The organism is Streptomyces sp. NPDC007896 (assembly GCF_042959425.1).
In the GTDB taxonomy this organism is placed as follows: domain Bacteria; phylum Actinomycetota; class Actinomycetes; order Streptomycetales; family Streptomycetaceae; genus Streptomyces.
Map to the genome: position 1 here is coordinate 443,477 of NZ_JBIBKX010000007.1, position 26,192 is coordinate 469,668.

Genomic DNA, 26,192 nt, shown 5'->3' on the forward strand with positions numbered 1-26,192 from the left:
ATGTAGAAACTAGCGAACCGCCGCAGAAGTTCCGGTGGCGTTCCACTCGGCGATCACAGGATGCCCGTGCTCGGTGGACAGCCGGCTGACGGTGCCCGTCGCGAGTTGGAACAGCCGCCCGTCCGCGGGGGACAGCCCGAGCCGACGGGCCGTCAGCACACGCAGGAAGTGGGCGTGTGCCACGAGGATCACGTCGCCGTCGGCGAGCGCCGGTTTGACGCGGGACAGCACGCGGTCGGCGCGCTCTCCCACCTCCGCCGGTGACTCGCCGGGATGGCCGTCGGGGCCGGACGGCACGCCGTCGTTCCACAGGAACCAGTCGGGCCTGGTGCGGTGTATCTCGACGGTCGTGATGCCTTCGTACGCGCCGTAGTCCCACTCGTGCAGATCGGGATCGGCCACAGCCCCGTACACGCCCGCGAGTTCCGCCGTGCGTATCGCCCGGCCGAGCGGGCTGGTCAGGGCCAGGGCGAAGGTCCGGCCGGCGAGCAGCGGGGCGAGGGACTTGGCCTGTTCCTCGCCGTGCTGGGTGAGCGGCAGATCGGTCCAGCTGGTGTGCTGGCCCGACACGCTCCACTCGGTCTCACCGTGACGGACCAGCAGGAGGTCGCCCATGGCCGTTACTTCGCCGACTCGACGGCGTGGCCGCCGAACTGGTTGCGCAGTGCCGCGATCATCTTCATCTGCGGGGAGTCGTCCTGGCGGGAGGCGAACCGGGCGAAGAGGGAGGCGGTGATGGCGGGCAGCGGGACGGCGTTGTCGATGGCCGCCTCGACGGTCCAGCGGCCCTCGCCGGAGTCGTCCGCGTAGCCGCGCAGCTTCTCCAGGTGCTCGTCGTCGTCGAGCGCGTTGACGGCGAGGTCGAGCAGCCAGGAGCGGATGACGGTGCCTTCCTGCCAGGAGCGGAAGACCTCACGCACGTCGGTGACGGAGTGGACCTTCTCCAGGAGCTCCCAGCCCTCGGCGTAGGCCTGCATCATGGCGTACTCGATGCCGTTGTGGACCATCTTGGAGAAGTGGCCCGCGCCGACCTTGCCGGCGTGTACGAATCCGGCGTCGCCCTCGGGCTTGAGGGCGTCGAAGACCGGCTGCACCTTGGCGATGTTCTCGGCGTCGCCGCCGACCATCAGCGCGTAGCCGTTCTTGAGGCCCCAGACGCCGCCGGAGACGCCCGCGTCGACGAAGCCGATGCCCTTGGCGGCCAGTTCCTCCGCGTGCTTCTCGTCGTCCGTCCAGCGGGAGTTGCCGCCGTCGACGACGGTGTCACCGGGCTCCAGGAGCTCGCCGAGCTGGTCGATGGTGGACTGCGTGGCGGCGCCGGCGGGGACCATCACCCACACCACGCGCGGGCCTTCGAGCGCGCTCACGAGTTCGGTGAGGCTGCTGACGTCCGAGACCTCGGGGTTGCGGTCGTAGCCGACGACCGTGTGGCCCGCGCGGCGGATCCGCTCGCGCATGTTGCCGCCCATCTTGCCGAGGCCGATGAGTCCGAGCTGCATGACAGTCACTTCTTTCGGAGGGTGCGGTACGCGGCCACGAGGGCGGCGGTGGAGGGGTCGAGGCCGGGCACGTCGGAGCCTTCGGTGAGCGCGGGTTCGACGCGCTTGGCGAGGACCTTGCCGAGCTCGACGCCCCACTGGTCGAAGGAGTCGATGTTCCAGATCGCGCCCTGGACGAACACCTTGTGCTCGTAGAGGGCGATGAGCTGGCCGAGGACCGACGGCGTCAGCTCGCTCGCGAGGATCGTTGTCGTCGGGTGGTTGCCCTTGAACGTCTTGTGCGGGACCAGTTCCTCGGGCACGCCCTCGGCGCGCACCTCGTCGGGCGTCTTGCCGAAGGCGAGGGCCTGGGTCTGCGCGAAGAAGTTCGCCATCAACAGGTCGTGCTGGGCGGCGAGTTCGGGCTCAAGCTCGTCCACCGGGTTGGCGAAGCCGATGAAGTCGGCCGGGATCAGCTTCGTGCCCTGGTGGATGAGCTGGTAGTAGGCGTGCTGCCCGTTGGTGCCGGGCGTGCCCCACACCACCGGACCGGTCTGCCACTCCACCGGGTTGCCGTCGCGGTCCACCGACTTGCCGTTGGACTCCATGTCCAACTGCTGCAGGTAGGCGGTGAACTTGGACAGGTAGTGCGAGTACGGCAGTACGGCGTGCGACTGGGCGTCGAAGAAATTGCCGTACCAGACACCCAACAGGCCAAGCAGCAAAGGCGCGTTGGCCTCGGCGGGAGCCGTACGGAAGTGTTCGTCGACGATCCTGAACCCGTCGAGCAGCTCCCGGAACCGGTCCGGGCCGATCGCGATCATCAGCGACAGGCCGATCGCCGAGTCGAAGGAGTAGCGTCCGCCGACCCAGTCCCAGAACCCGAACATGTTGGCCGTGTCGATACCGAAGTCCGACACCTTCCCGGCGTTCGTCGACAGCGCCACGAAGTGCTTGGCGACGGCCTTCTCGTCGCCTTCGAGCGCGGCGAGCAGCCAGGTCCGCGCCGAGGTCGCGTTGGTGATCGTCTCGATCGTGGTGAACGTCTTCGAGGCGATGATGAACAGCGTCTCGGCCGGGTCGAGGTCGCGGACGGCCTCGTGCAGATCGGCGCCGTCCACGTTCGACACGAACCGCACGGTCAGCGAGCGGTCGGTGAAGGCCCGCAGCGCCTCGTACGCCATCGCCGGACCGAGGTCGGAGCCGCCGATACCGATGTTGACGACGTTCTTGATGCGCTTGCCGGTGTGACCGGTCCACTCGCCGGCACGGACCCGCTCGGCGAAGTCGGCCATCTTGTCGAGCACGGCGTGCACGCCAGGGACGACGTTCTCGCCGTCGACCTCGATCACGGCGTTCCGCGGGGCCCGCAGCGCGGTGTGCAGCACCGCCCGGTCCTCGGTGACGTTGATCCTCTCGCCGCGGAACATCGCGTCCCGCAGCCCGAACACGTCGGTGGCGGTGGCCAGTTCCTGGAGGAGGGCGAGGGTCTCGTCCGTGATCAGGTGCTTGGAGTAGTCGATCCGCAGATCGCCGACCCGCACGACATAGCGCTCCGCGCGGGCGGGATCGGTGGCGAACAGCTCACGCAGCCGCGGGTGGAGCAGACCGTCCGCGCGGTGGTCCTCCAGGGCCACCCACTCCGGACGCCGCGTGAGCTTGGGGGAGTCAGACATGACGGGGGGTCTCCTTGGTGCCGCTCTCGCCCCGCAGGGCGACTGCGTACATCTCGTCCGCGTCGAGGCGGCGCAGTTCCTCGGCGATCAGCTCGGAAGTACTGCGCACCTTCAGCGCGAGGGTGCGGGAGGGCTGCCCGGGCAGTGACAGCGTGGCCAGCGGCCCCTCGGGCCGGTCGATCACGATCTCGCCGTTCTCCGTGCCGAGCCGCACCGCGGTCACCACCGGACCGGCGGTGACGACCCGTTCGACCGGCACGTCGAGCCGGGCGCCCAGCCAGCGGGCGAGCAGCTCGGCGCTCGGGTTGTCGGCCTCGCTCTCGACGGCGGCCGAGATCACCTTCGTACGGGCCTGGTCGAGCGCGGCGGCCAGCATCGAGCGCCAGGGCGTCAGACGGGTCCATGCCAGGTCGGTGTCGCCCGGCGCGTACGAGTTGACGCGGGCCTCCAGGGCCGTGAGCGGCGACTCGACGGCGTACATGTCGGTGATCCTGCGCTGCGCGAGGGCGCCCAGCGGGTCCTTGGCGGGTACGTCGGGGGCGTTCACCGGCCACCAGACGACGACGGGCGCGTCCGGCAGCAGCAGCGGCAGGACCACGGAGTCGGCGTGGTCGGACACCTCTCCGTAGGTCCGCAGCACGACGGTCTCACCGGCGCCTGAGTCGGCGCCCACCCGGACCTCGGCGTCGAGGCGCGAGTTGGTGCGGTCGCGCGGGGTGCGGGCGTGCCGCTTGATGACGACCAGGGTGCGCGAGGGGTGCTCGCGCGAGGCCTCCTCGGCGGCCTTGATCGAGTCGTACGCGTTCTCTTCGTCGGTGACGATGACCATCGTCAGGACCATGCCCACGGCGGGGGTGCCGATGGTGCGGCGCCCCTGCACGAGCGCCTTGTTGATCTTGCTTGCCGTGGTGTCGGTCAGGTCGATCTTCATGGCCTGCGCCAGCTCCGTCCGTCTCGTGCGAGCATCTCGTCGGCTTCCTTCGGACCCCAGCTGCCCGAGGGGTACTGCGCGGGCCTGCCATGGGTCTCCCAGTGGTCCTCGATCGGGTCGAGGACCTTCCAGGACTCTTCCACCTCCTGGTGACGGGGGAAGAGATTGGCGTCGCCGAGCAGGACATCCAGGATCAGCCGTTCGTACGCCTCCGGGCTGGACTCGGTGAACGACTCGCCGTAGGCGAAGTCCATCGTGACGTCCCGGATCTCCATCGACGTACCCGGGACCTTCGATCCGAAGCGCACCGTCATACCCTCGTCGGGCTGGACGCGGATGACGATCGCGTTCTGGCCGAGCTCCTCGGTGGCGGTCGAGTCGAACGGGGAGTGCGGGGCGCGCTGGAAGACCACCGCGATCTCCGTCACCCGCCGGCCGAGGCGCTTGCCGGTGCGCAGATAGAAGGGGACGCCCGCCCAGCGGCGGTTGTCGACCTCCAGCTTGACGGCCGCGTAGGTGTCGGTCGTCGACTTGGGGTCGATGCCCTCCTCCTGCAGATAGCCGCGCACCTTCTCGCCGCCCTGCCAGGCCGCCGCGTACTGGCCGCGCACGGTGTGCTCGCCCAGGTTCTCCGGCAGCTTCACCGACTTGAGGACCTTGAGCTTCTCGGTCAGCAGCGACTCGGCGTCGAAGGCGATCGGCTCCTCCATGGCGGTCAGCGCCATCAGCTGGAGCAGGTGGTTCTGGATCACGTCACGGGCCGAACCGATGCCGTCGTAGTAGCCGGCCCGGCCGCCGATGCCGATGTCCTCCGCCATGGTGATCTGCACGTGGTCGACGTACGACCGGTTCCAGATCGGCTCGTACATCTGGTTGGCGAAGCGGAGCGCCAGGATGTTCTGGACGGTCTCCTTGCCGAGGTAGTGGTCGATGCGGAAGACCTGCTCCGGGTCGAACACGTCGTGCACGAGCGCGTTCAGCTCGCGCGCGCTCTCCAGGTCGTGGCCGAACGGCTTCTCGATGACCGCACGCCGCCAGGAACCCTCCGGCGGGCTCGCGAGCCCGTGCTTCTTGAGCTGCTGGACGACCTTCGGGAAGAACTTCGGGGGTACGGAGAGGTAGAACGCGTAGTTGCCGCTGGTGCCCCGGGCCGCGTCCAGCTCCTCGATGGCGGAGCGCAGCTGCTTGAACGCCGTGTCGTCGTCGAAGGTGCCCGGGATGAACCGCATGCCCTCGGCGAGCTGCTGCCAGACCTCCTCCCGGAACGGGGTGCGCGCGTGTTCCTTCACCGAGTCGTGCACGATCTGCGCGAAGTCCTCGTCCTCCCAGTCGCGGCGGGCGAAGCCGACGAGCGAGAAGCCCGGCGGCAGCAGCCCGCGGTTGGCGAGGTCGTAGACGGCCGGCATCAGCTTCTTGCGGGACAGGTCGCCGGTGACACCGAAGATGACGAGGCCCGAGGGACCCGCGATACGGGGGAGGCGGCGGTCACGGGGGTCACGGAGCGGGTTCTCCCATTCCGCCACCGGAACGGGGCCGTTGCTCTTGGCCTCGGCCTTCACATCGACAGCCTTCACATCGACAGCCTTCACATCGACCGGCTTCACACCGTCCGGCTTCACACCCACCGGTTCCACGGTCGTTTCACCAGATCCCTCCGGCGCGGTGGCCGCATCCTGCGGGGTACCGTCGGGAAGCGCTTCATGCTCCGTCATTCCCCCTCAACTCCCTTGCTGCTCAGCGAGGTCGCGACCGCGTCGAGCAGATCACCCCAGGCCGCCTCGAACTTCGAGACACCCTCGTCCTCCAGCAGGCTGACCACCTCGTCGTAGGAGATCCCGAGCCCTTCCACGGCGGCCAGGTCGGCGCGCGCCTGGGCGTAGCCGCCGGTCACCGCGTCGCCGTGGATGTCACCGTGGTCGGCCGTGGCGTTGAGCGTCGCCTCCGGCATGGTGTTGACCGTGCCCGGCGCGACCAGCTCGTCGACGTACAGCGTGTCCTTGTACGAGGGGTCCTTGACGCCCGTCGAGGCCCACAGCGGGCGCTGCTTGTTGGCGCCGGCCGGAGCGAGCGCGGTCCAGCGGGCGGAGGCGAACACCTCTTCGTACGCCTCGTAGGCGAGCCGCGCGTTGGCGAGCGCCGCCCTGCCCTTGAGAGCCAGGGCCTCGTCGGTCCCGACCTTCGTCAGCCGCTTGTCGATCTCGCTGTCGACGCGGGAGACGAAGAAGGAGGCGACGGAGTGGATGGTGGCGAGGTCGATGCCCGCCGCCTTGGCCTTCTCCAGGCCCGCCAGATAGGCGTCCATGACCTCGCGGTAGCGCTCCAGCGAGAAGATCAGCGTGACGTTGACGCTGATACCGAGGCCGATGACCTCGGTGATCGCCGGGAGACCGGCCTTCGTCGCCGGGATCTTGATCATCACGTTCGGGCGGTCGACGAGCCAGGCGAGCTGCTTGGCCTCGGCGACGGTCGCCCTGGTGTGGTGGGCGAGACGCGGGTCGACCTCGATGGAGACCCGGCCGTCACGGCCGGCGGTGGCGTCGTACACCGGGCGCAGGATGTCGGCGGCGGCGCGGACGTCGGCCGTGGTCATCATCCGCACGGCCTCGTCGACCGTCACGCCGCGCTCGGCCAGGTCGGCGAGCTGCTCCTCGTACCCCTCACCGGAGCCGATGGCGGCCTGGAAGATGGAGGGGTTGGTGGTGACGCCCACCACGTGCCTGGTCTCGACGAGTTCGGCGAGGTTGCCGGAGGCGATGCGCTTGCGGGAGAGGTCGTCCAGCCAGATGGAGACGCCTTCGTCGGAGAGGCGCTTCAGGGTTACCGCGGTCGCGGTTGCTTCGGTCACAGTGATCATCTTCCTTCGTGCGATCGGATCAACCGCGGGCGGCGGCGAGGGATTCCCGGCCGGCGGCGGCGACGTTCTCGGCGGTGAAACCGAACTCGGCGAACAGGGTCTTTGCGTCGGCGGAGGCACCGAAGTGCTCGAGGGAGACAATGCGTCCGTGGTCACCGACGTAGCGGTACCAGGTCAGGCCGATGCCCGCCTCGACCGCCACGCGGGCCTTCACGGACGGCGGAAGGACGCTCGCCCGGTACTCCGGGGACTGCTCCTCGAACCACTCCACGGACGGCATCGACACGACCCGGGTGCCGATCCCCTCGGCCTCCAGCAGCTCACGCGCCTCGACGGCGAGGTGTACCTCGGAGCCGGTGGCGATCAGGACCAGATCGGGCGTCTGGGTGGAGGAGTCACGCAGCACGTAACCACCCTTGGCGGCCTCGGAGTTGGCCTCGTAGGTGGGGACGCCCTGGCGGGTCAGGGCCAGGCCGTGCGGGGCGGGGTTGGTGGCGTGCCGCTTGAGGATCTCGGCCCAGGCGATCGCGGTCTCGTTGGCGTCGGCCGGGCGGACGATGTTCAGGCCCGGGATGGCGCGCAGCGAGGCCAGGTGTTCGACGGGCTGGTGGGTCGGGCCGTCCTCGCCCAGGCCGATGGAGTCGTGCGTCCACACGTAGGTGACGGGGAGCTGCATCAGCGCGGACAGACGTACGGCGTTGCGCATGTAGTCGGAGAAGACCAGGAAGGTGCCGCCGTAGATGCGGGTGTTGCCGTGCAGGGCGATGCCGTTCATCTCCGCGGCCATGGAGTGCTCGCGGATGCCGAAGTGGACGGTACGGCCGTACGGGTCGGCCTCGGGCAGCGGGTTGCCCTTCGGCAGGAAGGAGGACGTCTTGTCGATGGTGGTGTTGTTCGAGCCGGCCAGGTCGGCGGAGCCGCCCCACAGTTCGGGGATCACCGCGCCGAGCGCCTGAAGGACCTTGCCGGAGGCGGCGCGGGTGGCGACGGACGGGCCCGCCTCGAACGCCGGGAGCTTCTCCTGCCAGCCCTCGGGGAGCTGGCCGGCGACGATCCGGTCGAACAGCCTGGCCCGCTCGGGCTGCGCGGTGCGCCACTCGGCGATGTGCTTGTCCCAGGCGGCGTGCGCCTCCGCACCCCGGTCCAGGGCCTCGCGGGCGTGGGCGAGGACCTCGTCCGCGACCTCGAAGGACTTCTCCGCATCGAAGCCCAGCAGACGCTTGGTGGCGGCGACCTCGTCCGCGCCCAGCGCGGAGCCGTGCGAGGCCTCGGTGTTGCGGGCGTTGGGCGCGGGCCAGGCGATGATCGTGCGCATCGCGATGATCGAGGGCCGTCCGGTCTCCGCCTGCGCCGCCTTCAGTGCCGTGTACAGCGCGCGGACGTCGATGTCGCCGTCGGCCGAGGGCTCGATGCGCTGCACGTGCCAGCCGTAAGCCTCGTAGCGCCCCAGCACGTCCTCGGAGAACGCGGTGGCGGTGTCGCCCTCGATGGAGATGTGGTTGTCGTCGTAGACGAAGACCAGGTTGCCCAGCTTCTGGTGGCCCGCGAGCGAGGAGGCCTCGGCGGAGATGCCCTCCTCCAGGTCACCGTCCGAGACGATGCCCCAGATGGTGTGGTCGAAGGGCGACTCACCCTCCGGCGCCTCGGGGTCGAACAGACCACGCTCGTAGCGGGCGGCCATCGCCATGCCCACCGCGTTCGCGACACCCTGCCCCAGCGGACCGGTCGTCGTCTCCACACCCGCGGTGTGCCCGTACTCGGGGTGCCCCGGCGTCTTCGAACCGTGCGTGCGGAACGCCTTCAGATCGTCCAGGCCGAGCTCGTAGCCGGAGAGGAAGAGCTGCGTGTAAAGGGTCAGCGAGGTGTGACCGGGGGACAGGACGAACCGGTCGCGGCCGGTCCACTCCGGGTCGGCGGGGTCGTGTCGCATCACCTTCTGAAAGATCGTGTACGCGGCCGGGGCCAGGCTCATCGCGGTGCCCGGGTGGCCGTTGCCGACCTTCTGCACGGCGTCAGCGGCCAGGATACGGGCGGTGTCGACGGCCCGCCGGTCGAGCTCGGTCCATTCGAAGCCGTCGGGGCTCTGCGTACTCATCTTCAAGAAGTCCTCACTGGATCTGGAATCTCTGGTGGAACGCCTTCAAAACTAAAAGTCTGACTTTTGCCGGGAAAGGTGCCCGTGTGTCAGCCTTCGGTGAAAGTGGGACACGGAGTGCGGTAGCGAGTCGACGCGAGAGGGATATGGCAGACAGAACCACCCAAGGCGGTGCAGGGGGCGAAGGCGGGACCCAGGACGGGATCAGGACCTTCCCCTTCCCGGTCGATCTGAGCCTGTCCGGCGTCGGTATGCAGGTCGGCGCGATGGGGACCGGGCGCATCTGGCACGCGGACGCCCCGCTGGAACGCGTGCACCGGATCGACTTCCACGTCGTGATGCTCTTTCACGAGGGCCCGGTCAGACACATGATCGACTTCGCCGAGTACGAGGCGTCCGCGGGCGACATCCTGTGGATCCGCCCCGGTCAGGTGCACCGTTTCTCCCGCACCGACCGCTATCGCGGCACCGTCCTGATCATGCAGCCCGGCTTCCTGCCACGCGCGACCGTCGAGGCGACCGGTCTCTACCGCTACGACCAGCCGCCGCTGCTGCGCCCCGGCGCCGCCCAACTGGCCGCCCTGGAGCACTCGCTCACCCAACTGGAACGCGAGTACGTCGACACCACCACGCTGCCGCTCAGTCTGCACACCGCGGTGCTGCGGCACTCCCTCACCGCCTTCCTGCTGCGCCTCGCCCATCTCGCGGCCAGCTCCGCCGAAGCGGCCCGCGAGCAGACCGACACCACCTTCACGCGCTTCCGGGACGCGGTCGAGAAGGACTTCGCCACCAACCACAGCGTCAGCGCGTACGCCGACGCCCTCGGCTACTCCCGCCGCACCCTGGTCCGCGCGGTGCGCGCGGCCACCGGTGAGACCCCGAAGGGATTCATCGACAAGCGGGTGGTCCTGGAGGCCAAACGGCTGCTGGCCCACACCGAGATGCCCATCGGCCGCATCGGCGTCGCCGTGGGCTTCCCCGACTCGGCGAACTTCTCCAAGTTCTTCCACCAGCACACGGGGACGAGCCCGGTGGTGTTCCGGGCGGAGCTGCGCTGAGTCCGTCCCGACGAGAAGGGTCCGTGCCGAAGAGAAGACGAGAAGGGGTCCGTGCCGAAGAAAAGGGGCGGGCCCGCGGGCCCGCCCCTTCGCTCCTCGTACCGCTCGCCGGGGAACCTCCTCGTCAGTGGCCGAAGTCGAACCAGTTGACGTTCACGAAGTCGGCCGGCTGGCCGCTGGTGAAGGTCAGATAGACGTCATGGGTGCCGGTGACGCCGGTGATGTTGGCCGGGACCGTCCGCCAGCTCTGCCAGCCGCCGGTGTTGCCCACCGCGAAACTGCCGATGGGGGTGCTCGTACGGCTGTCGAGGCGCACCTCGACCAGACCGCTGACCCCGCTCGCCGCACCGCTCGCGACCCGCGCGTAGAACTGTGTGGCCGCCGTGGAGCCGAAGTTGACGCCCTTGTAGAGCGCCCAGTCACCGCTTGCGAGCGAGCCGATGTCTTGGCCGCCCCCGGTGTCCGTGGTGGTCTCGGTGCTGGTGCCCGACTGGCTGTCGTACGACTCGGCCTGGATGGCGCTGTAGGCGTCACGGTTGCCGGTCGGAGGCGGTGTGGTACCGCTCCCACTGGCCTGCAGCACCTGGACGTAGTCCACGACCAGCGGGTGGCCGGGCTCGGTGCCGCTGTCCGGACCGCCGCCGAACGCGTCGGGGAATCCGCCGCCCATCGCCACGTTCAGGATGACGAAATAGCCGTGGTTGGTGGCGTTCGCCCAGGTGGTCGCGTCGACCTGGTTCGCCTTGACCGTGTGGAAGTTGACGCCGTCGAGGTAGAAGCGGATCTCCTCGGGGCTCGTCGAGCGGTCCCACTCCATGGCGTAGGTGTGGAAGCCGGCCTGACAGGTGGTGCCGGCGCACGGGGTGTTGCCGCCGATGCCGCTGGTCTCGTTGCACGGGCCGCCCGGGTTGGTGCCGCAGTGCATGGTGGCCCACTCGGTGTTGAGGCCCTGGACGTTCTCCATGATGTCCAGCTCGCCGACGCTCGGCCAGTTCTGGTAGTTGCCGCGATACGGCGCGCCCAGCGTCCAGAAGGCGGGCCAGTAGCCCTTGGCGGCGGCGCCGGTCACGTTCGGCATCTGGAGGCGCGCCTCGACACGGAGTTTGCCGCCCGCGGGCGGCTGGAAATCGGTGCGGGTGGTCTCGATACGGCCCGAGGTCCAGTTGCCTGAGGCGTCCCGGCGCGGGGTGATCAAAAGGTTGCCGTTGCCGTCGAGTGCCACGTTGTTGGTGCTTGAGGTCATCGTCTCGACCTCGCCGGTGCCCCAGTTGGCGGCGCCGCCCGGATAGCTGGTGCCGGTGTCGTACTGCCAGTTGGAGGTGTTGACGCCGGAGCCGGCCGCCCCGTTGAAGTCGTCGACGAAGACCTGGGACCAGCCGGCCGGGGGAGTGGGTGCGGACGCGTTCGCGGGGAGGACCGCGGCCACGGCAAGGGACAGTGTGCCGACCGCTGCCAGGATGACGCGCCGCAGGGGGCCGCGTCTGACAGGTGTGCCGGAGGGTTCACTCATGAATGCCTCTTCGGTACGGAGTGGGGGTGCGCGGGTGCTGCTGAGAGCGCTCTCAAGCAAGGTGCGCGGCCAATGTGCTCTCTGTCACTCCGAGCGTCAAGAGGTAAAGCCGAGAAACTCCTTTCCCTGTACGGGAGTTCATGCAATGAAGAGTGGGATGCAGGGGCCCCTAGAGGGCGCTCCCCGTCTTCCAGTCCGACCAGGACAGGTTCCAGCCGTTGAGGCCGTTGGCCGCCTCGACGGTCTTCTCGCCCGAGTTCTTGACGACGACGACATCGCCGAGCATCGAACTGGCGTAGAACTTGTAGCCCGGCACGGAGCTGTCGTCCGCGCCCTTGGCGTCGTGCAGACCGACACATCCGTGGCTGGTGTTGGCGGAGCCGAACACCGAGGTCGAGGCCCAGTAGTTGCCGTGGATGAAGGTGCCGGAGGTGGTCAGGCGCTGGGCGTGCGGGACGTCCGAGATGTCGTACTCGTCGCCGAGCCCGACGGTCGAGGACTCCATCCGGGTCTGCTTGAACCGCTCGCTGATCACCATGATCCCGGACCAGGTGGTGTGGTCGGCGTCGCCGCCGCTCACCGGGTAGGTGGCGAGGGTGGAGTTGTCGCGCTCGACGGTCATGGTCTTCTTCGCCAGGTCGACCGTGCTGATCTGACGGCGGCCGATGTGGAAGGTGACGTCCTTGGACTGGGTGCCGTAGACGCCGGTCGTACCCTCGACGTCCTTCAGGCGCAGGCTCAGCGTGATCTTCGTGCCCGCGGCCCAGTACTCCTCGGGCCGGAAGTCGAGCCGTGTGTCGCTGAACCAGTGGCCGACCACCTCGACCGCGGGCTCCGCCGTCACCGTGATCGCCTTTTCCACGGCGGCCCGGTCCTTCACGGCCTCGGTGAAGTTGATCGACACGGGCATGCCGACGCCGGAGGTCGAATTCGCCTCGGGCGTGAAATAGCCCACGAACGTGTCCGAGGGCTGCTTCGTGACGAAGCTCGCGCTCTGCGCGGCGGCGCCCTTCGGTGTGGCCGTGACCGTGTATTTGGTGCCCGAGTAGGGGTTTTTCGTGGACGTCCATTTCGTACGGGCGTCATTGAAGGATCCGGCCAGGGTGGAGCCGTCGTTTCCGCTGACCTCGACGCTCGCGAGGGTGCCGTTGCTGACGGTGACCTCGACCGGGTCCGTGAAACCGGCCTTCTTCGTGCCGTCGGCCGGGGTGACGGTCACGGTCGGGGTCTTGACCTCGGCTTTTGTGCTCGCGCCGGCTGTCGCCCCCGCCTTCGCGTCCGTTCCCTCCGAGGCGTCCGCCGAGCCGCTGCAGCCCGCGAGGATGCCCGCGGTCGGCACGGCGCCGAGTGCGGCCAGCACCCCGCGCCGCGACCAGGCCTGCCGCTCGGACCGGTTCGCCGTCCGCCGCTCGGACCGGTTCGAATTCTTCGCGAAGCCCACGGCACGCCTTTCTTGGATGACCATCACGCCTGCTGGTGCATCCTGTGCCGCTTTCCTGGGGCGATTCTTTGAAACCTGGGTCTTCCGTCTGAGACTTGCGTGAGGAGGACCTGAGAATCGGCCTGAAGGAACGGCGTACGGCAATGCGGGCTCCGCGTCCGACGGGGTGCGGTCGGCGGCCGGCAGGGCCCCGGCACCACCGACGAGCCCGGTCGGCGCGGTACGGCGGGTGGAGCCGGACTCGCGGTCACGCGATACATGGGTCACGTCGGCCGAAGGTCGTCGTCGACTGGCTGCGGGGGAAGCCGGCCGGCGGCTGAACCTCCGCGGCGGACCCGTCGCCGCGGGGCGGGGCCGCGCCCCGGGAGCCTCAGGTGCCCGGCTCGGCCCGTGTCTGCGGCTGCCACCCCAGGGCGCGGGAGATCCCCCGCGCCGCCAGCCGTACCGCCGGAATCAACGCCGGTACCTGGGCTTCGTGTTCGGGGACCACGACGGAGACCGCCGCGACCACCGTGCCGCCCGCGCCGCGCACCGGAGCGGCGACCGACAGGGCGTCGTCGGTGACCTGACGACTGCTCACCGCCACGCCGGTGCGGCGGACTTCGGCGAGCGCGCGGCGCAGGCGGGCCCCGTCGGTGAGGGTGTGCGGGGTGAACGCGGCCAACGGCCCTGAACAGTACGCCTCTTGGGACGCGGAATCGCCGTGGGCCAGCAGCGCGAGGCCCACGCCCGTCGCGTGCAGGGGCCAGCGGGCGCCCACCTGGATGCGTACACCGACCGCGGAGCGTCCGGAGATCCACTCGATGTAGACGACCTCGGCGCCGTCGCGGACCGCCATCTGCACGTTCTCGTGCGTGGCCTCGTACAGGTCCTCCAGGTACGGCAGCGCGATCTGGCGGAGGGCCAGGCCACGGGGTGCGAGGGCCGCGATCTCCCAGAGGCGCAGGCCCACGTGGTAGACGCCGTCCGCGTCCCGCTCCAGCGCGCCCCAGTCGGTGAGGGCGCCCACCAGCCGGTGTGCGGTGGTGAGGGTGAGTCCGGCCCGGCGGCTGATGTCCGTCAGGGAGAGTGCCGGGTGCCGGTGGTCGAAGGCGGCGAGCACGGCGAGCAGACGGTCGGGCGCGGACAGTGTGGTCATGAGTCCAGTTCGGCTTCCGCGACCCGTTGCAGGAGCGTGTGCAGGGTGTCCCGCTCGGCGGGGGCGAGCGGCTGGAGCAGGTGGTTCGTGACGCGCAGGCCCGCCTCGTCCGTGTCGCGCAGGAACGCCCGGCCGTCGTCCGTGAGCACGACGATCCGGCTGCGGCGGTCGTCCGGCGACGGGCGGCGCTCGGCGAAACCGAGCTTCTCCAGGTCGTCGACGAGTCCGACGATCGCGCTCGGGTCGTAGCCGAGCCGCGAGCTCAGCTCCCGCTGGAGCGCGCCCTCGGAGGTGGCCAGGAAGCGCAGCAGCGCGTAGTGACGCAGCCGCAGCCCCGACTCCTGGAGGAAGGTGTTGAACAGCTGCCCGGAGCGAAGGCCCAGCCGGTACAGCAGATAGCCGGTGTCGGCGTGCAGTCCGCGCATCCACGGCTCCTGGGCGTCGATGGGGGCGGGGCCGGTGGCCGGGCTGGTGGCGTGCTGCTGGCCTGTGATGACGGGCTCCCTGGGCCGGGCCCCGGGCGGGGCGGTTCCTTCGTGCCGGGTACGGCATGCCGTACTGCGTACAGCATCGCGCCGTACTCCGCACAGCATGCCGCACGGATGAGTCGGCAACAACTATTGACGTCAACAATTATTGTCCTTAGCTTCGATCTCGTAGCCGCAGCTCGGCATCGCACGCCGCGCTTTGGACCCTCAGCGTCGAAGGGACCCCCTCGTGCCCAGCATCGATCTCACCGGCAAGGTGGCCGTCGTCACCGGCAGCGGCCGTGGCCTCGGCCTGGCCTACGCGCACGCCCTCGCGGCCGTCGGCGCCCGCGTGGTCGTCAACGACGTCGACGAGGCCGTGGCCGAGCAGGCCGTGAAGTCCATCACCGCCGCCGGCGGCAAGGCCGTGGCGGAGGTGGTCCCGGTCGGCACCACCGAGGCGGCCGACCGGCTCGTCGCCCGTGCGGTGGAGGAGTTCGGACGGCTCGACATCCTGGTCACCAACGCGGGCATCCTGCGTGACAAGGTGCTGTGGAAGATGACCGACGAGGACTTCGACGCGGTGATCACCACGCATCTGAAGGGCACCTTCACCTGTGCCCGCGCCGCCGCCGTGCGCATGCGCGAGCAGGGCGAGGGCGGCTCCCTGATCCTGGTCGGCTCGCCGGCCGGGCAGCGCGGGAACTTCGGCCAGACGAACTACGCCGCCGCGAAGGCGGGCATCGCCGCCATGGCCCGTACCTGGTCGATGGAGCTGGGCCGCGCGGGCATCACCGTCAACGCGATCGTGCCGGTCGCCGCCACCGCGATGACCGAGACCATCCCCGCGTTCGCCCCGTACGTCGAGGCCATGAGGAACGGCGAGCCGCTGCCCGACTTCCTCCGCAAGGGCGAGGGCTTCGGCACCCCCGAGGACTGCGCCGCCCTCGTCCCGTTCCTCGCCTCGGACGCCGCCCGCGGTGTCACCGGCCAGGCCATCGGCATCGGCGGTGACAAGGTGGCACTCTGGTCGCACCCGCAGGAGGTCAGGGCGGCGTACGCGGACGGCGGCTGGACCCCCGACACCCTGGCCGACGCCTGGGCCACGTCGGTCGGCGCCGAGCCGCAGACCGTCGGGATCCCCGCGCCGAAGCTTCCGGAGGCGTGATGGACCTGAACGAACTCGTCGCGATCGACGTCCACACCCACGCGGAGGTGTCCTCGAAGGGCCACGCCTCGCTCGACGACGATCTGCACGAAGCCTCCAGCGCCTACTTCAAGGTCGAGGGCAAGCGGAAGCCCACCCTGGAGGAGACGGCCGCCTACTACCGCGAGCGGAAGATGGCCGCCGTGATCTTCACGGTGGACGCCGAGTCCGCCACCGGCACCGCGCCCGTCCCGAACGAGGAGGTGGCCGAGGCCGCCGCCGCGAACCCGGACGTGCTGATCCCCTTCGCCTCCATCGACCCCTTCCGCGGCAGGGCGGGCGTCAAGCAGGCCCGCCGGCTGGTCGAGGAGTACGGGGTGAAGGGCTTCAAGTTCCACCCCAGCATCCAGGGCTTCTTCCCCAACGACAGGTCGGTGGCGTACGAGCTGTACGAGGTGATCGAGGAGACCGGCACCATCGCCCTCTTCCACACCGGGCAGACGGGGATCGGGGCCGGGGTTCCGGGCGGCGGCGGCATCCGGCTGAAGTACTCCAACCCCCTGCACGTGGACGACGTGGCAGCCGACTTCCCGCACCTCAAGATCATTCTGGCGCACCCCTCCTTCCCCTGGCAGGACGAGGCGCTGGCCGTCGCCACCCACAAGCCGGGTGTGCACATCGACCTGTCCGGCTGGTCGCCCAAGTACTTCCCGCCGCAACTCGTGCAGTACGCCAACACGCTGCTCAAGGACAAGGTGCTCTTCGGCTCCGACTACCCCGTCCTCACCCCCGACCGCTGGCTCGCCGACTTCGACAAGCTGACGATCAAGGACGAGGTCAAGCCGAAGATCCTCAAGGAGAACGCCGCCCGGCTGCTCGGGCTGACACCGTAAGGGGCCACAGATGCGCAATGAGGGACTGGGGTCGTGGCCCGCACGCCGGGCCCGCAAGACCCCGCACCGCACCGCCCTGATCCACGGCGACACCACCGTCAGTTATGCCGAGCTGTACGCCCGCACCACTCGTCTCGCCCACGCGCTGCGCGCGCGCGGCCTGCGCCGCGGCGACCGCATCGCCTATCTCGGCCCCAACCACCCCTCCTACCTCGAAACCCTCTTCGCGGCGGGCACGCTCGGCGCGGTCTTCGTGCCGCTCAACCCTCGCCTCGCCGGACCCGAGATCGCCTACCAGCTCAGCGACTCGGGCGCCAAGGTCCTCGTGTACGCGCCCTCGACGGCCGGACTCGTCGCGGGGCTGCCGGGCAACGCGCACGTTGGGACGTTCGTCGAAGTCGGCTCCCGGTACGAGGAGTTGATCGACCAAGCCGCCGAGGAACCGATCGACCAGCCCGTCACCGCCGACGACATGTGCATCATCATGTACACCTCGGGCACGACGGGCCGCCCCAAGGGCGCGATGCTCACCCACGGAAATCTGATCTGGAACGCGGTCAACGTCCTCGTCGACCACGACCTGACCGCCGACGAACGCGCCCTGGTCTCCGCCCCGTTGTTCCACACGGCCGGGCTGAACATGCTGACGCTGCCGGTGCTGCTCAAGGGCGGCACCTGTGTCCTGGTCGAGTCCTTCGACCCGGCGGCCACCCTCGACCTGATCGAACGGCGCCGGATCACCTTCATGTTCGGGGTGCCGACCATGTTCGACCAGGTGGCCCGGCATCCCCGGTGGGCCGACGCCGACCTGTCCTCGTTGCGCATCCTCACCTGCGGCGGCTCACCCGTACCGACCCGGCTCATCGCCGCCTACCAGGAGCGCGGGCTCACCTTCCTCCAGGGCTACGGCATGACCGAGGCCTCGCCCGGCACCCTCTTCCTGGACGCGGAACACGCGGTCGGCAAGGCGGGCTCGGCGGGCGTGCCGCACTTCTTCAGCGATGTGCGGGTCGTACGGCCCGACTTCACGCCGGTCGACATCGGGGAGACCGGCGAGGTGGTCGTCCGCGGGCCGCACGTCATGCCCGGCTACTGGGGGCTGCCCGACGAGACGGCCGCGGTGTTCGCCGACGGCTGGTTCCGCAGCGGGGACGCCGCTCGGGTCGACGAGGACGGCTATGTCTTCATCGTCGACCGCATCAAGGACATGATCATCTCAGGCGGCGAGAACATCTACCCCGCCGAGATCGAGGACCTGCTCCTCGGCCACCCCGGCATCGTCGAGTGTGCCGTCATCGGTGTCGCCGACGACAAGTGGGGCGAGGTGCCTCGCGCGGTCGTCGTCCCCCGCGAGGGCGTCGAGCTCGACCCGGACGAGGTGCTCGCCTCGCTCGCGGGACGCCTCGCCAAGTACAAGATCCCGAAGTCGGTGGTCGTCGTGGACGAACTCCCGCGCACCGCCTCCGGAAAGCTCCTCAAGGCCCGTGTCCGTACGCGATACGGCACCACCGACTCGTAAGCAGGGAAGTACACATGAGCATCACCGTGAACGGTCTCGACGAGCTCAAGAAGCTCGCCGGCGGCGACCTCGGCACCAGCGAGTGGATCGAGGTCACCCAGGAGCGGATCAACACCTTCGCCGACGCCACCGGCGACCACCAGTGGATCCACGTCGACCCGCAGCGGGCGGCCGAGGGCCCCTTCGGCGCGCCCATCGCGCACGGCTATCTGACCCTCTCCCTCTTCATCCCGCTCTTCACCGAGCTGCTGGAGGTCGAGGGTGTGTCGACGAAGGTCAACTACGGTCTGAACAAGGTGCGTTTCCCCGCCCCGGTGAAGGTCGGCTCGCGCATCCGGCTGGTCGCGAGGCTCGCCTCGGTCGAGGACGTGCCCGGCGGGGTGCAGATCGCCGTCGACGGGACGATAGAGATCGACGGCGGCGGGAAGCCCGCCGCCGTCCTCCAGAGCCTGTCGCGCTTCTACGCCTGACGGTCCACGTCGGACGGGTGTTCTCCCTACCGGCCGCCCACCACGTCGACGAACACGGGGTTCGCGTAGAACCAGGTGTCGACCCACGGGTCACCGTTTCCGGGCACGTGCGGAATCGGGCCGCGCGGGTCGATCGAGGCGCCCAGGTAGCCCGTACCGTTGCGGTTGCCGTCGCTGCCGCGCAGCCGTACGTAGAAGGACTCGTCACCGGCGACCAGCGGGATGCGCAGGGTGTACGTGCCCTTGCGTCCGCTCACGTCCACCGTGCGGACGACCTTGGTGTCGGGCGCGCGCCAGTCGTCGCGGTCGGCGGCCGGGCCGCGCACCGCGCCGCGGATCACGTCGACGTGCGCCAACTCCGGCAGGATTCCATGGGGGTTGGCGCGCGAGGCGGTCGTCACGGTGACCGACAGGGTGAGCTTCTCGCCCTTGCGGACGCGGATCCGGCCGCCCATGGTCACGCCCGCACCGTGGTCGCAGTCCCGCTTCACCCGGACGTCGAGCCCGTCGAGCAGGTGCCCGTGGTCGAGCCAGACGCGGCCCGCGCGCAGGCCCGCCATCACGGCGCGGTAGCCGTAGCGGGTCACGCCCACGTGGGTGCGGCTGAACTGGCCGGGCCAGAAGTCGCCGCCCGGCTGCTGGGAGTCGGTGTTGACCGGGTCGGGGATGTGCCCGGTGTTGTCGAAGTTCTGCCCGGGCGCCCAGTCGCCGTTCTTCCAGGTGTCGAAGACGACGCGGTGCACATCGGAGTTGGTGGTGATGGTGAACAGCCTGCCCTCGGCGAGCATCGCGTCCCACATGCCGCCGACGGTCGCCGTCATCCAGTCGAAGCCGCCGTACAGGACGTAGGCGTTCTCCGGGTAGCCCGCGAAGGAGTTCTCGGACGGCTTGTTGGTGTACTCGCCGCGCTGCTGGCCCGAGCCGACCCAGCCGGGGATGCCGCCGCCCTGGGCGCCGGGCGCGCCCTCCATGCCGATCATGATCTCGGGCGCCGCGTCCCGCCAGTTCCGTATCTCGTGCGGGGAGTCGATGCCCAGGCGCGTGGGGTGGTTGGCCAGGACGAGCACGTCGTCGACGTAACCGGTGCGGCGCTGCTCGGCGAGCCACTTGATGGCCTTGACCGCGTGGGCCTCGTTGCGGGCCGTGTCGGGGTTGGCCGGGGAGCCCGCCGTGTAGCCCAGCAGCTTGCCGTCGTAGGCGAGTTCGAACTGGGTGAGCAGGTCCACCTCGTGCCGGCCGGGCGCCGCGAAGACCGTGGCGTGCTCGGCGCCCGGTATGTACCACTCCAGACCCTGGAAGATCAGCTGACGCGGGTTCTCGGCGCGCGCCTTCAGGATCTCCTGGTGTTCCAGCTGGGCGCCGTAGTTGGCGTGCCCGAAGTTGGAGTGCTCGTTGAAGACCATCCAGTCCAGGCCGTACTTCGCGCTCGCCTGGGCCAGTTGGGAGAACGTGTACTTCGCGTCGTGGCTGTACACGGAGTGGATGTGGTGGTCGCCGACGAGATAGGCGAGGCGCGGGTCGTCGCCGCCGAGGCGCCGGGAGTCGGCCGTCGCGGGCGTGGCGAGCGAGCCGACCGCGAAGGCTGCCCCGAACAGGCCGGCGCTGCGCAGCAGCCCGCGCCGTGACACGCCCTGCGGGTCCAGCGCGGCGGGGGAGACGGATGGATCGGCCCAGGCGGGCAGTTGCTGCTCGGACATAACGGAAGTTCTCCCTCGAGGAGTCACAAGGTCTTCGGGGTCACCGGTGGCCGAGACGGCTCAGTGGTTCATGAACTGCGAGACGGACAGCGCCCGTTCGACGATCCGTACGTCGCCGAGCCGTCCGTACAGGATCTGGTCGATCCTGCCCGCGTACTCGTAACCGCCGAGCAGCCAGGGCAGCCCGAGCGAGGTGAGGCCGATGGCGACGGTGTGCGGGTTGCGGGCGACCGGGCAGCCCTGGACGTACATCGTGGTGTGTGAGCCGTCGTTGACGACGGCGACGTGCCACCACTGCTCGCGGGCCGTCTCGTCGCCCCAGTTGGTGACGATTACCGGCTGGTTGAGCGGCCGGACGGCCCACTGCGGGCCGGGCCCTTCGAACAGGGAGAGCGTGGCGAGCGGCTCGTCCGGGTCGTCGGCGGTCTTGCCCGCGCCTCTCCCCGTGCCGGTGCGGCTGATCAGCGAGGCCCACGCGTTGTGCGAGGGATCCCAGTCGGCGGGGACCTGGTAGAAGGCCTCGATGGTGTAGCCGCGATCGAAGGTCGCCGAGTTGAGGGGCGCGCCGCCGACCGTACGCAGATACGCGCCCTTCAGCGGGGGCTTGCCGCCCTGGAAGAAGAGGCTGCCGTGGCCGGGCTGGTCGGGGTGGTGGGCGGACGACCAGGTGAGTGCGCCGTCGCCGACCTTGACCACGGTCAGGTCGTTGCCGTGCCCGGACCGGTCACGGACTGTGCCCTCGGCCGCCGTACCGTCCGCGTGTCCGTCGAAGCGCCAGTACGCGACCGTGCCCCGGACCAGCATCTCGGACACCGGCCGTGACGAGCGGGCGGGCACCGGCGCGAAGCCCGAGAAGCGCTTCTCGAAGTCGAGGGCGACCGAGAACCGGTCGGCGTCGCCGCTGAGTTCGATCTCCTGCCGCTCCAGCTCGTTGAGGCCCTTGGCCGCCCGGCCCAGGATCCACGGCGAGATGGTCTCGACGTCGATGGTGTTGCGGTCGAGGTCGAAGCGGTAGAGGCGGATCATCGCCGCACCGCCGTAGTAACGGTTCTGATAGTTCGTCAGGTGGAGGTGGACGTCGTTGCCGGCCGCGTTGGTGCGGGTGGCGCGGGCGGCGGGCCAGTAGTGCCCGTTCAGGGTCAGGAAGATCTGGTCGTGGTCGTGGATCAGCTGGTCCCAGAGCTGCTGCCCGTACGAGGACAGGGTGTCGTCGTCCACGACCAGCTCGTGCGTCGTGAGGATGACGGGCGTCTTCGGGTGCTGGGCCATGACGTCCTTCGCCCATGCGTAGCCCTTCGCCGACAGCCGCCAGTCCAGCGCGAGGACGAGCCACTCCATGCCCGCCGCCCGGAACAGGTGGAAGGTGTTGTAGCCGTCCGGTGAGGCGCCGCCGAAGGTGCGCTTGCCCTGGAAGCGCTGCGGGCCGAAGACGTCCAGGTACGGGCTCGCGCCCCGCTGGTCGGTCATGGACGACTTGATGTCGTGGTTGCCTGCGAGCACGCTGTAGCCGACGCCGCGCCGGTCGAGCAGCTCGAAGGCCTCGCCCGCGGCGGCGAATTCGGGCTGCGCCCCGTTCTCGGTGAGGTCGCCCAGGTGCGAGAGGAAGACGATGTTCTCGTCCTTGCCGTGCTCCAGGAGATAGCGCAGCGAGGCCTCGATCGGCGCGGGGTTGATGCTCGGCCCGTCGAAGAGGTACTGCGTGTCGGGCATGACGGCGAGCGTGAAGCGGCGGCTGTCGGCGTCGGGCCGCCAGTTCGCCTCACGGGTCGCCGCCTGTGCCGTCACCGCGGGCAGGGCCACCGAGGTGGTGGCCGCCGCGCCGATCAGGGCCGTGGCCCGCAGGAAGTTGCGTCTGCCGGCGCCGGCCTGCCCGGCTTCCGTCGCCTGGTCATGCGAAGTACACACGTCTGCTCCATGAAGGTGCGAAAAGGTCGGTGAGGAGTTCGAGTCAGGTCGACCGTCGAGTCGGGTCGAGCGGGTCGAGCCGGTGGGACGGGCGGCGCGCCGCGCGCGGGTCAGAGCACGCGCAGCGTCCAGGACCAGCGGTGGGTGCCGGCCGGGACGAGATAGCCGGCCGAGGTGTCGGACCCGCACGAGGCCGTGCCCACCCCCCGGTGCGCGGCGTCGAGATGCACCACGCAGCCGGGCCGCGGCACCAGCTCGTCGTGATGGGTGGCGGCCGCCAGGTCCGCCGCCCGGTAGCGGGTCACGGTCACCTGGCGCGGTGCGTCGAGCGCGACCGCGAAGCCCGTGGCGTCGGGCGCCGAGAGCGTGAAGCGGCGTACACCGTGCCGCCCGCCGCTCTCCTGCGGACGCAGATAGGGGGTGAACAACTCGTCCACGGGGAGGGAGTGGTGGCCCACCGGCGCGCCTGCGCTCCGGTCCGGGTAGGACTCCCAGGGGCCCTGCCCGTACCACTCCAGGACATCGAGCCCGGCGACCGTCTCGAAGACCGAGCCCACCCGCGGTACGTCGTCGAGCGCGGCCGGCAGCTGCGCCCTCTCCTCGATCCGCACCCCGCCCTCGACACGGGTGAACACCTGCTCGTGACGAACAGCGCCCGCCAGGGTCGCGTACTCGGCGACCACCGTGACGCTTCCGCTCTCGCTGCGTACATCGACGAGCTTGCGCTCCAGCGCGTCGAGCCCCCAGGCCCGCCAGCGCACCGCCATGCCGCCGAGCTCGTCGTTGTCGGTGGGTGTCCGCCACAGCGACAGCACAGGGGCCGCGGTGAGCAGCGGATGGACGAGCAGCCCGTCCTCGTCGACCTCGACGGGGGAGTCCGTCAGCGCGACCGGATCCACGGGGGTGGCCGCCCTGAGCCGTACCTGCGGCACACACACCTCCGTGCCGCGCGGTGCCCACGCCTCCTCGTCCGCGGTGGTCACCCGCAGCGTCAGCCAGGCCTCGCCGCCGTCCTCCGGCAACGTGAACGGCATCGGCACGGCCACCGATGCGCCCGCCCGTACGTCGGGCAGCTCGGCCGGAGCCGTCAGCGTGCCGCCCTGGGCGAGCGACAGCTCCCACTCGGCGGTCAGCCACTCAAGGCCCCGGAAGTGCTGGTGGTTGGTGAGCCGCAGCTCGCCCCCGATGTACGCGAGGCGCACCGGCGCCGCGATCTCCCGGTGCTCGTACATCACCGGCTTGGGCGTGCGGTCGGGGAAGACGACCCCGTCGGCGATGAAGGCGCCGTCGTGGATCGTCTCGCCGAAGTCGCCGCCGTAGGCCCAGCGGTGGCCCGGCGCGGCGACACCGTTGTCATACAGCCCGGCGCCACCGCGCCCGGCCGGTCTTCCGTCGTTCACGCGTTGAAGAATGCCGTGGTCCCAGAACTCCCAGATGAAACCGCCCTGAAGCCCTGGGGTTGACTCGATGGCGGCCCAGTGGTCGGCCAGCGTGCCGTTGCTGTTGCCCATGGCGTGCGAGTACTCGCACTGGATGAGCGGCTTGGTCTGCTCCCCGGAGAGGGCGTGCGCGACACAGTCCTCAATCGGCGCGTACATGGGACAGGCGATGTCGGAGGCGACCTTCGGATCGGCCCAGCCGAGCTTGGCCGCGCCCTCGTACTGAAGGGGTCGGCTCGGGTCGTGGCGGCGCACCCAGCCCGCGGCGGCGTCGTGGCCCGCGCCGTAGTCGGACTCGTTGCCCAGCGACCAGATGATCACCGAGGGGTGGTTCTTGTCGCGCAGGACCATACGGGAGACGCGGTCCACGAAGGCGCCGAGGTAGCGGGGGTCGTCGGCGATCTCGTGCGCGTGGTCGTGCGCCTCGATGTTCGCCTCGTCCACGACGTAGAAGCCCAGCTCGTCCGCGAGGTCGAGCAGGGAGGGGTCATTGGGGTAGTGGGCGGCACGGATCGCGTTGAAACCGAAGCGCTTCAGCGTCACCAGATCCGCGCGCATGTCGTCGTACGACACCGTCCGGCCCGTCAGCGGGTGGAAGTCGTGCCGGTTGACGCCCCGGAGGTAGACCCGCTCGCCGTTGAGCAGCAGGTCCCGGCCGCGGATCTCGACCTCGCGGAAGCCCACGCGGTGGTGCGAGGTGTCGGCGACCGAGCCGTCGGCGCGGTGCAGTCGTACGGTCAGGTCGTACAGCTCGGGCGTCTCCGCGGTCCAGGCGCGGACGCCCTCGACGACCGTGGTGAGCCGGGCCTCGCCGAGAAAGTCGGAGACCCGGCCGTCCTCCTCCTTGAAGCGCTCGTACTCGGCGTCCTGGGTGAGCAGGTGGCCGTCCAGCTCCCCGGTGACGTACCAGCCCTCCGGCAGCGCGCCCCCAGCGTCCCGCACCTGGCAGTCGACCCGCAGCCCGCCGTCGCACCGGGCCCGTACGGTCACGTCGGCCAGCCGCAGCGGATCGGTCGCGTACAGCAGCACCGAGCGGGTGATCCCGGCGTGCCACCACTGGTCCTGGTCCTCGAGGTGCGAGGCGTCCGACCATTTGACGACGGTGAGCCGGAGCGAGGCGCGCTCTGCGGGCCGTACGACGTCGGAGAGGTCGAACTCGGCCGCGAGGTGCGAGTCCTTGGACACGCCGACCGGCCGCCCGTCCACATGGACCAGCAGCACGCTCTCGGCGGCGCCGACCTGGAGCACGATCCGGCGGCCGGCCCACTCGGCGGGGACGTCCACCTCACGCTCGTACACGCCCGTCGGATTCGCGTCCGGCGAGGTGGGCGGGAACTCGCCCCAGGGCATCATGAAGTTGGTGTACTGCGGCAGATCGTCGGTGTCCTGGGTGGTCCAGGAGCCGGGCACCTGGAGCGAGGACCAGGCGAGACCGGGGGCCGAGGTGGGCGTGGGCAGCAGCTGGAAGCGCCAGGAGCCGTCCAGCGAGAGGGCACCGGCCCGGCGGTCGACGGCGTTCATGGGCAACCGCCCCCAGGAGGTCACCTCAGGTGACTCCCAGGGGCGGAGCGCGAGCAGCGGGTCCGTCATCAGCGGATGGCCCCCTTGCCGAGATCCGCGATGATCTGCTTGGCGCCGATCGCGAAGACGATCAGCAGCGGGATGAGGGCGAGGAGCGCGCCGGTCATGACCATTCCGTAGTCGGTGGTGCCGTGGACACCGTTCAGCTGGGAGAGCGCGACCTGGAGGGTCACGTTGTCCGGGTTGGTGAGGGCGATCAGCGGCCAGGCGTAGTCGTTCCACTGGCCCATGAAGGTGAAGATGCCGAGGAAGGCGAGGCCCGGCCGGACCACCGGGAGCGCCACGTGCCAGTACTGGCGCAGGAAGCCCGCCCCGTCCAGCTTCGAGGCGTCGATCAGCTCGTCGTGGATCGCGCTCTTCATGTACTGGCGCATCCAGAAGATGCCGAACGCGTTGGCCGCCGCCGGGACGATCAGCGCGGTCATCGAGCCGATCCAGCCCAGCTTCGCCATGATCACGAACTGCGGGATCGCCTGGAGCTGCGCCGGGACCATGAAGATCACCATCATCAGCGCGAACAGCACCCGGCGGCCCGGGAACTGGAACTTGGCGAACACGAACGCGGCCAGCGAGTCGAAGAACAGGACCAGGACGGTCACCGAGCACGCGACCAGCAGCGAGTTGAACATCGACCCGAAGAAGTCGACGTTGTCGAAGAGGTTGCGGACGTTCTCGAGGAAGTGCGAGCCGGGCAGCAGCTTCGGCGGGTAGGAGAAGATCTCCGTCGACGAGTGCGTCGACATGATCACGGCCCAGTAGAACGGGAAGACCGAGAGCAGCAGACCGATGATCAGGGAGAGGTGGAGGCCTATGCCCCGGCGCTGTGACCCCTTGATGGTCGACCTGCGCCCCGCCCCCTTCGTGGAGGCCGATGAACCCTTGAGGATTGCCAT

General features: G+C 69.8%; 20 protein-coding genes. 5 read left to right on the forward strand and 15 right to left on the reverse strand.

Translation table 11 applies throughout. The features are described from left to right. Positions 1-9: 9 nt before the first annotated feature. Genes ACFZDJ_RS24770 through tkt form a run of 7 tightly spaced genes read right to left on the reverse strand, consistent with a single transcriptional unit; the run spans position 10 to position 9,034 of the window. On the reverse strand, positions 10-615 hold the full coding sequence (locus ACFZDJ_RS24770; RefSeq protein ID WP_390929416.1) for a histidine phosphatase family protein: 606 nt from the start codon (positions 613-615) through the stop codon (positions 10-12). Positions 616-620: 5 nt separating this feature from the next. Then, positions 621-1,499, reverse strand: coding sequence for a phosphogluconate dehydrogenase (NAD(+)-dependent, decarboxylating) (gene gnd, locus ACFZDJ_RS24775; protein WP_248297199.1), 879 nt, complete (start codon positions 1,497-1,499; stop codon positions 621-623). A gap of 5 nt (positions 1,500-1,504) precedes the next feature. Further along, entirely contained in the window at positions 1,505-3,154 is a 1,650-nt protein-coding gene (gene pgi / locus ACFZDJ_RS24780) for a glucose-6-phosphate isomerase (protein ID WP_390929414.1), read from the reverse strand. Beyond that, positions 3,147-4,085 (reverse strand): glucose-6-phosphate dehydrogenase assembly protein OpcA, encoded by a 939-nt coding sequence (gene opcA / locus ACFZDJ_RS24785; protein ID WP_390929412.1) that lies wholly within the window; start codon positions 4,083-4,085, stop codon positions 3,147-3,149. The genes pgi and opcA overlap by 8 nt, the downstream gene beginning before the upstream one ends. After that, a complete protein-coding gene (gene zwf / locus ACFZDJ_RS24790; protein ID WP_391061528.1) occupies positions 4,082-5,797 on the reverse strand; it encodes a glucose-6-phosphate dehydrogenase in 1,716 nt (571 codons plus the stop codon). The genes opcA and zwf overlap by 4 nt, the downstream gene beginning before the upstream one ends. Further along, positions 5,794-6,939, reverse strand: coding sequence for a transaldolase (gene tal / locus ACFZDJ_RS24795; protein WP_391061531.1), 1,146 nt, complete (start codon positions 6,937-6,939; stop codon positions 5,794-5,796). The genes zwf and tal overlap by 4 nt, the downstream gene beginning before the upstream one ends. A gap of 19 nt (positions 6,940-6,958) precedes the next feature. After that, on the reverse strand, positions 6,959-9,034 hold the full coding sequence (tkt, locus tag ACFZDJ_RS24800; RefSeq protein WP_390929408.1) for a transketolase: 2,076 nt from the start codon (positions 9,032-9,034) through the stop codon (positions 6,959-6,961). Positions 9,035-9,180: 146 nt separating this feature from the next. Here tkt and ACFZDJ_RS24805 point away from each other — a divergent pair, with 146 nt between their 5' ends. Then, positions 9,181-10,092 (forward strand): AraC family transcriptional regulator, encoded by a 912-nt coding sequence (locus ACFZDJ_RS24805; RefSeq protein ID WP_384914117.1) that lies wholly within the window; start codon positions 9,181-9,183, stop codon positions 10,090-10,092. A 124-nt stretch (positions 10,093-10,216) separates the two neighbouring features. Here the strand turns inward: ACFZDJ_RS24805 and ACFZDJ_RS24810 are convergent, their stop codons facing one another. The 4 genes from ACFZDJ_RS24810 to ACFZDJ_RS24825 form a co-directional block, all read right to left on the reverse strand. After that, positions 10,217-11,602, reverse strand: coding sequence for a glycoside hydrolase family 16 protein (locus ACFZDJ_RS24810; RefSeq protein ID WP_168497913.1), 1,386 nt, complete (start codon positions 11,600-11,602; stop codon positions 10,217-10,219). Positions 11,603-11,771: 169 nt separating this feature from the next. Further along, the gene (locus ACFZDJ_RS24815) at positions 11,772-13,067 is read right to left on the reverse strand and encodes an Ig-like domain-containing protein (RefSeq protein WP_391061717.1); all 1,296 of its coding nucleotides are present in this window, start codon (positions 13,065-13,067) and stop codon (positions 11,772-11,774) included. 346 nt (positions 13,068-13,413) lie between these two features. Continuing rightward, positions 13,414-14,181 carry an IclR family transcriptional regulator C-terminal domain-containing protein gene (locus tag ACFZDJ_RS24820; RefSeq protein ID WP_390929403.1) on the reverse strand — a complete coding sequence of 256 codons (768 nt, stop codon included), beginning with the start codon at positions 14,179-14,181 and terminating at the stop codon, positions 13,414-13,416. Beyond that, positions 14,178-14,606: a MarR family transcriptional regulator gene (locus ACFZDJ_RS24825; protein WP_390929401.1), complete on the reverse strand. Its 429-nt coding sequence runs from the start codon at positions 14,604-14,606 to the stop codon at positions 14,178-14,180. Before ACFZDJ_RS24825 ends, ACFZDJ_RS24820 begins: the two co-directional genes overlap by 4 nt. Before the next feature lie 292 nt (positions 14,607-14,898). Here ACFZDJ_RS24825 and ACFZDJ_RS24830 point away from each other — a divergent pair, with 292 nt between their 5' ends. Genes ACFZDJ_RS24830 through ACFZDJ_RS24845 form a run of 4 tightly spaced genes read left to right on the forward strand, consistent with a single transcriptional unit; the run spans position 14,899 to position 18,677 of the window. Further along, positions 14,899-15,816, forward strand: a complete 918-nt coding sequence (locus tag ACFZDJ_RS24830) for an SDR family NAD(P)-dependent oxidoreductase (RefSeq protein WP_384914129.1) — start codon at positions 14,899-14,901, stop codon at positions 15,814-15,816. Then, complete coding sequence (locus ACFZDJ_RS24835; RefSeq protein WP_101402029.1) at positions 15,816-16,688, forward strand: amidohydrolase family protein; 873 nt, start codon at positions 15,816-15,818, stop codon at positions 16,686-16,688. Before ACFZDJ_RS24830 ends, ACFZDJ_RS24835 begins: the two co-directional genes overlap by 1 nt. A 10-nt stretch (positions 16,689-16,698) precedes the next feature. Further along, complete coding sequence (gene menE / locus ACFZDJ_RS24840) at positions 16,699-18,207, forward strand: o-succinylbenzoate--CoA ligase (protein ID WP_390929396.1); 1,509 nt, start codon at positions 16,699-16,701, stop codon at positions 18,205-18,207. 14 nt (positions 18,208-18,221) lie between these two features. Next, positions 18,222-18,677, forward strand: a complete 456-nt coding sequence (locus ACFZDJ_RS24845; protein WP_391061541.1) for a MaoC/PaaZ C-terminal domain-containing protein — start codon at positions 18,222-18,224, stop codon at positions 18,675-18,677. A 26-nt stretch (positions 18,678-18,703) separates the two neighbouring features. Here ACFZDJ_RS24845 and ACFZDJ_RS24850 read toward each other — a convergent pair whose 3' ends face one another. The 4 genes from ACFZDJ_RS24850 to ACFZDJ_RS24865 form a co-directional block, all read right to left on the reverse strand. After that, positions 18,704-20,374, reverse strand: coding sequence for a histidinol-phosphatase (locus ACFZDJ_RS24850; protein WP_391061544.1), 1,671 nt, complete (start codon positions 20,372-20,374; stop codon positions 18,704-18,706). A 60-nt stretch (positions 20,375-20,434) separates the two neighbouring features. Continuing rightward, positions 20,435-22,279 (reverse strand): LamG-like jellyroll fold domain-containing protein, encoded by a 1,845-nt coding sequence (locus tag ACFZDJ_RS24855; RefSeq protein ID WP_391061546.1) that lies wholly within the window; start codon positions 22,277-22,279, stop codon positions 20,435-20,437. Between the two features lie 110 nt (positions 22,280-22,389). Continuing rightward, positions 22,390-25,308, reverse strand: a complete 2,919-nt coding sequence (locus tag ACFZDJ_RS24860) for a glycoside hydrolase family 2 TIM barrel-domain containing protein (protein ID WP_391061549.1) — start codon at positions 25,306-25,308, stop codon at positions 22,390-22,392. After that, positions 25,308-26,192: a carbohydrate ABC transporter permease gene (locus ACFZDJ_RS24865; RefSeq protein ID WP_384914146.1), complete on the reverse strand. Its 885-nt coding sequence runs from the start codon at positions 26,190-26,192 to the stop codon at positions 25,308-25,310. The genes ACFZDJ_RS24860 and ACFZDJ_RS24865 overlap by 1 nt, the downstream gene beginning before the upstream one ends.

What these genes read in the sequence shown, in the direction of transcription:
- ACFZDJ_RS24815 (WP_391061717.1), bottom strand. Translation starts at nt 13,067, where the DNA reads ATGGTCATCCAAGAAAGGCGTGCCGTGGGCTTCGCGAAGAATTCGAAC.
- tal (WP_391061531.1), bottom strand. Translation starts at nt 6,939, where the DNA reads ATGATCACTGTGACCGAAGCAACCGCGACCGCGGTAACCCTGAAGCGC.
- menE (WP_390929396.1), top strand. Translation starts at nt 16,699, where the DNA reads ATGCGCAATGAGGGACTGGGGTCGTGGCCCGCACGCCGGGCCCGCAAG.
- ACFZDJ_RS24850 (WP_391061544.1), bottom strand. Translation starts at nt 20,374, where the DNA reads ATGTCCGAGCAGCAACTGCCCGCCTGGGCCGATCCATCCGTCTCCCCC.
- ACFZDJ_RS24865 (WP_384914146.1), bottom strand. Translation starts at nt 26,192, where the DNA reads ATGGCAATCCTCAAGGGTTCATCGGCCTCCACGAAGGGGGCGGGGCGC.
- ACFZDJ_RS24860 (WP_391061549.1), bottom strand. Translation starts at nt 25,308, where the DNA reads ATGACGGACCCGCTGCTCGCGCTCCGCCCCTGGGAGTCACCTGAGGTG.
- ACFZDJ_RS24845 (WP_391061541.1), top strand. Translation starts at nt 18,222, where the DNA reads ATGAGCATCACCGTGAACGGTCTCGACGAGCTCAAGAAGCTCGCCGGC.
- ACFZDJ_RS24820 (WP_390929403.1), bottom strand. Translation starts at nt 14,181, where the DNA reads ATGACCACACTGTCCGCGCCCGACCGTCTGCTCGCCGTGCTCGCCGCC.
- ACFZDJ_RS24805 (WP_384914117.1), top strand. Translation starts at nt 9,181, where the DNA reads ATGGCAGACAGAACCACCCAAGGCGGTGCAGGGGGCGAAGGCGGGACC.
- ACFZDJ_RS24810 (WP_168497913.1), bottom strand. Translation starts at nt 11,602, where the DNA reads ATGAGTGAACCCTCCGGCACACCTGTCAGACGCGGCCCCCTGCGGCGC.
- ACFZDJ_RS24835 (WP_101402029.1), top strand. Translation starts at nt 15,816, where the DNA reads ATGGACCTGAACGAACTCGTCGCGATCGACGTCCACACCCACGCGGAG.
- ACFZDJ_RS24770 (WP_390929416.1), bottom strand. Translation starts at nt 615, where the DNA reads ATGGGCGACCTCCTGCTGGTCCGTCACGGTGAGACCGAGTGGAGCGTG.
- tkt (WP_390929408.1), bottom strand. Translation starts at nt 9,034, where the DNA reads ATGAGTACGCAGAGCCCCGACGGCTTCGAATGGACCGAGCTCGACCGG.
- pgi (WP_390929414.1), bottom strand. Translation starts at nt 3,154, where the DNA reads ATGTCTGACTCCCCCAAGCTCACGCGGCGTCCGGAGTGGGTGGCCCTG.
- gnd (WP_248297199.1), bottom strand. Translation starts at nt 1,499, where the DNA reads ATGCAGCTCGGACTCATCGGCCTCGGCAAGATGGGCGGCAACATGCGC.
- ACFZDJ_RS24825 (WP_390929401.1), bottom strand. Translation starts at nt 14,606, where the DNA reads ATGCGCGGACTGCACGCCGACACCGGCTATCTGCTGTACCGGCTGGGC.
- opcA (WP_390929412.1), bottom strand. Translation starts at nt 4,085, where the DNA reads ATGAAGATCGACCTGACCGACACCACGGCAAGCAAGATCAACAAGGCG.
- zwf (WP_391061528.1), bottom strand. Translation starts at nt 5,797, where the DNA reads ATGACGGAGCATGAAGCGCTTCCCGACGGTACCCCGCAGGATGCGGCC.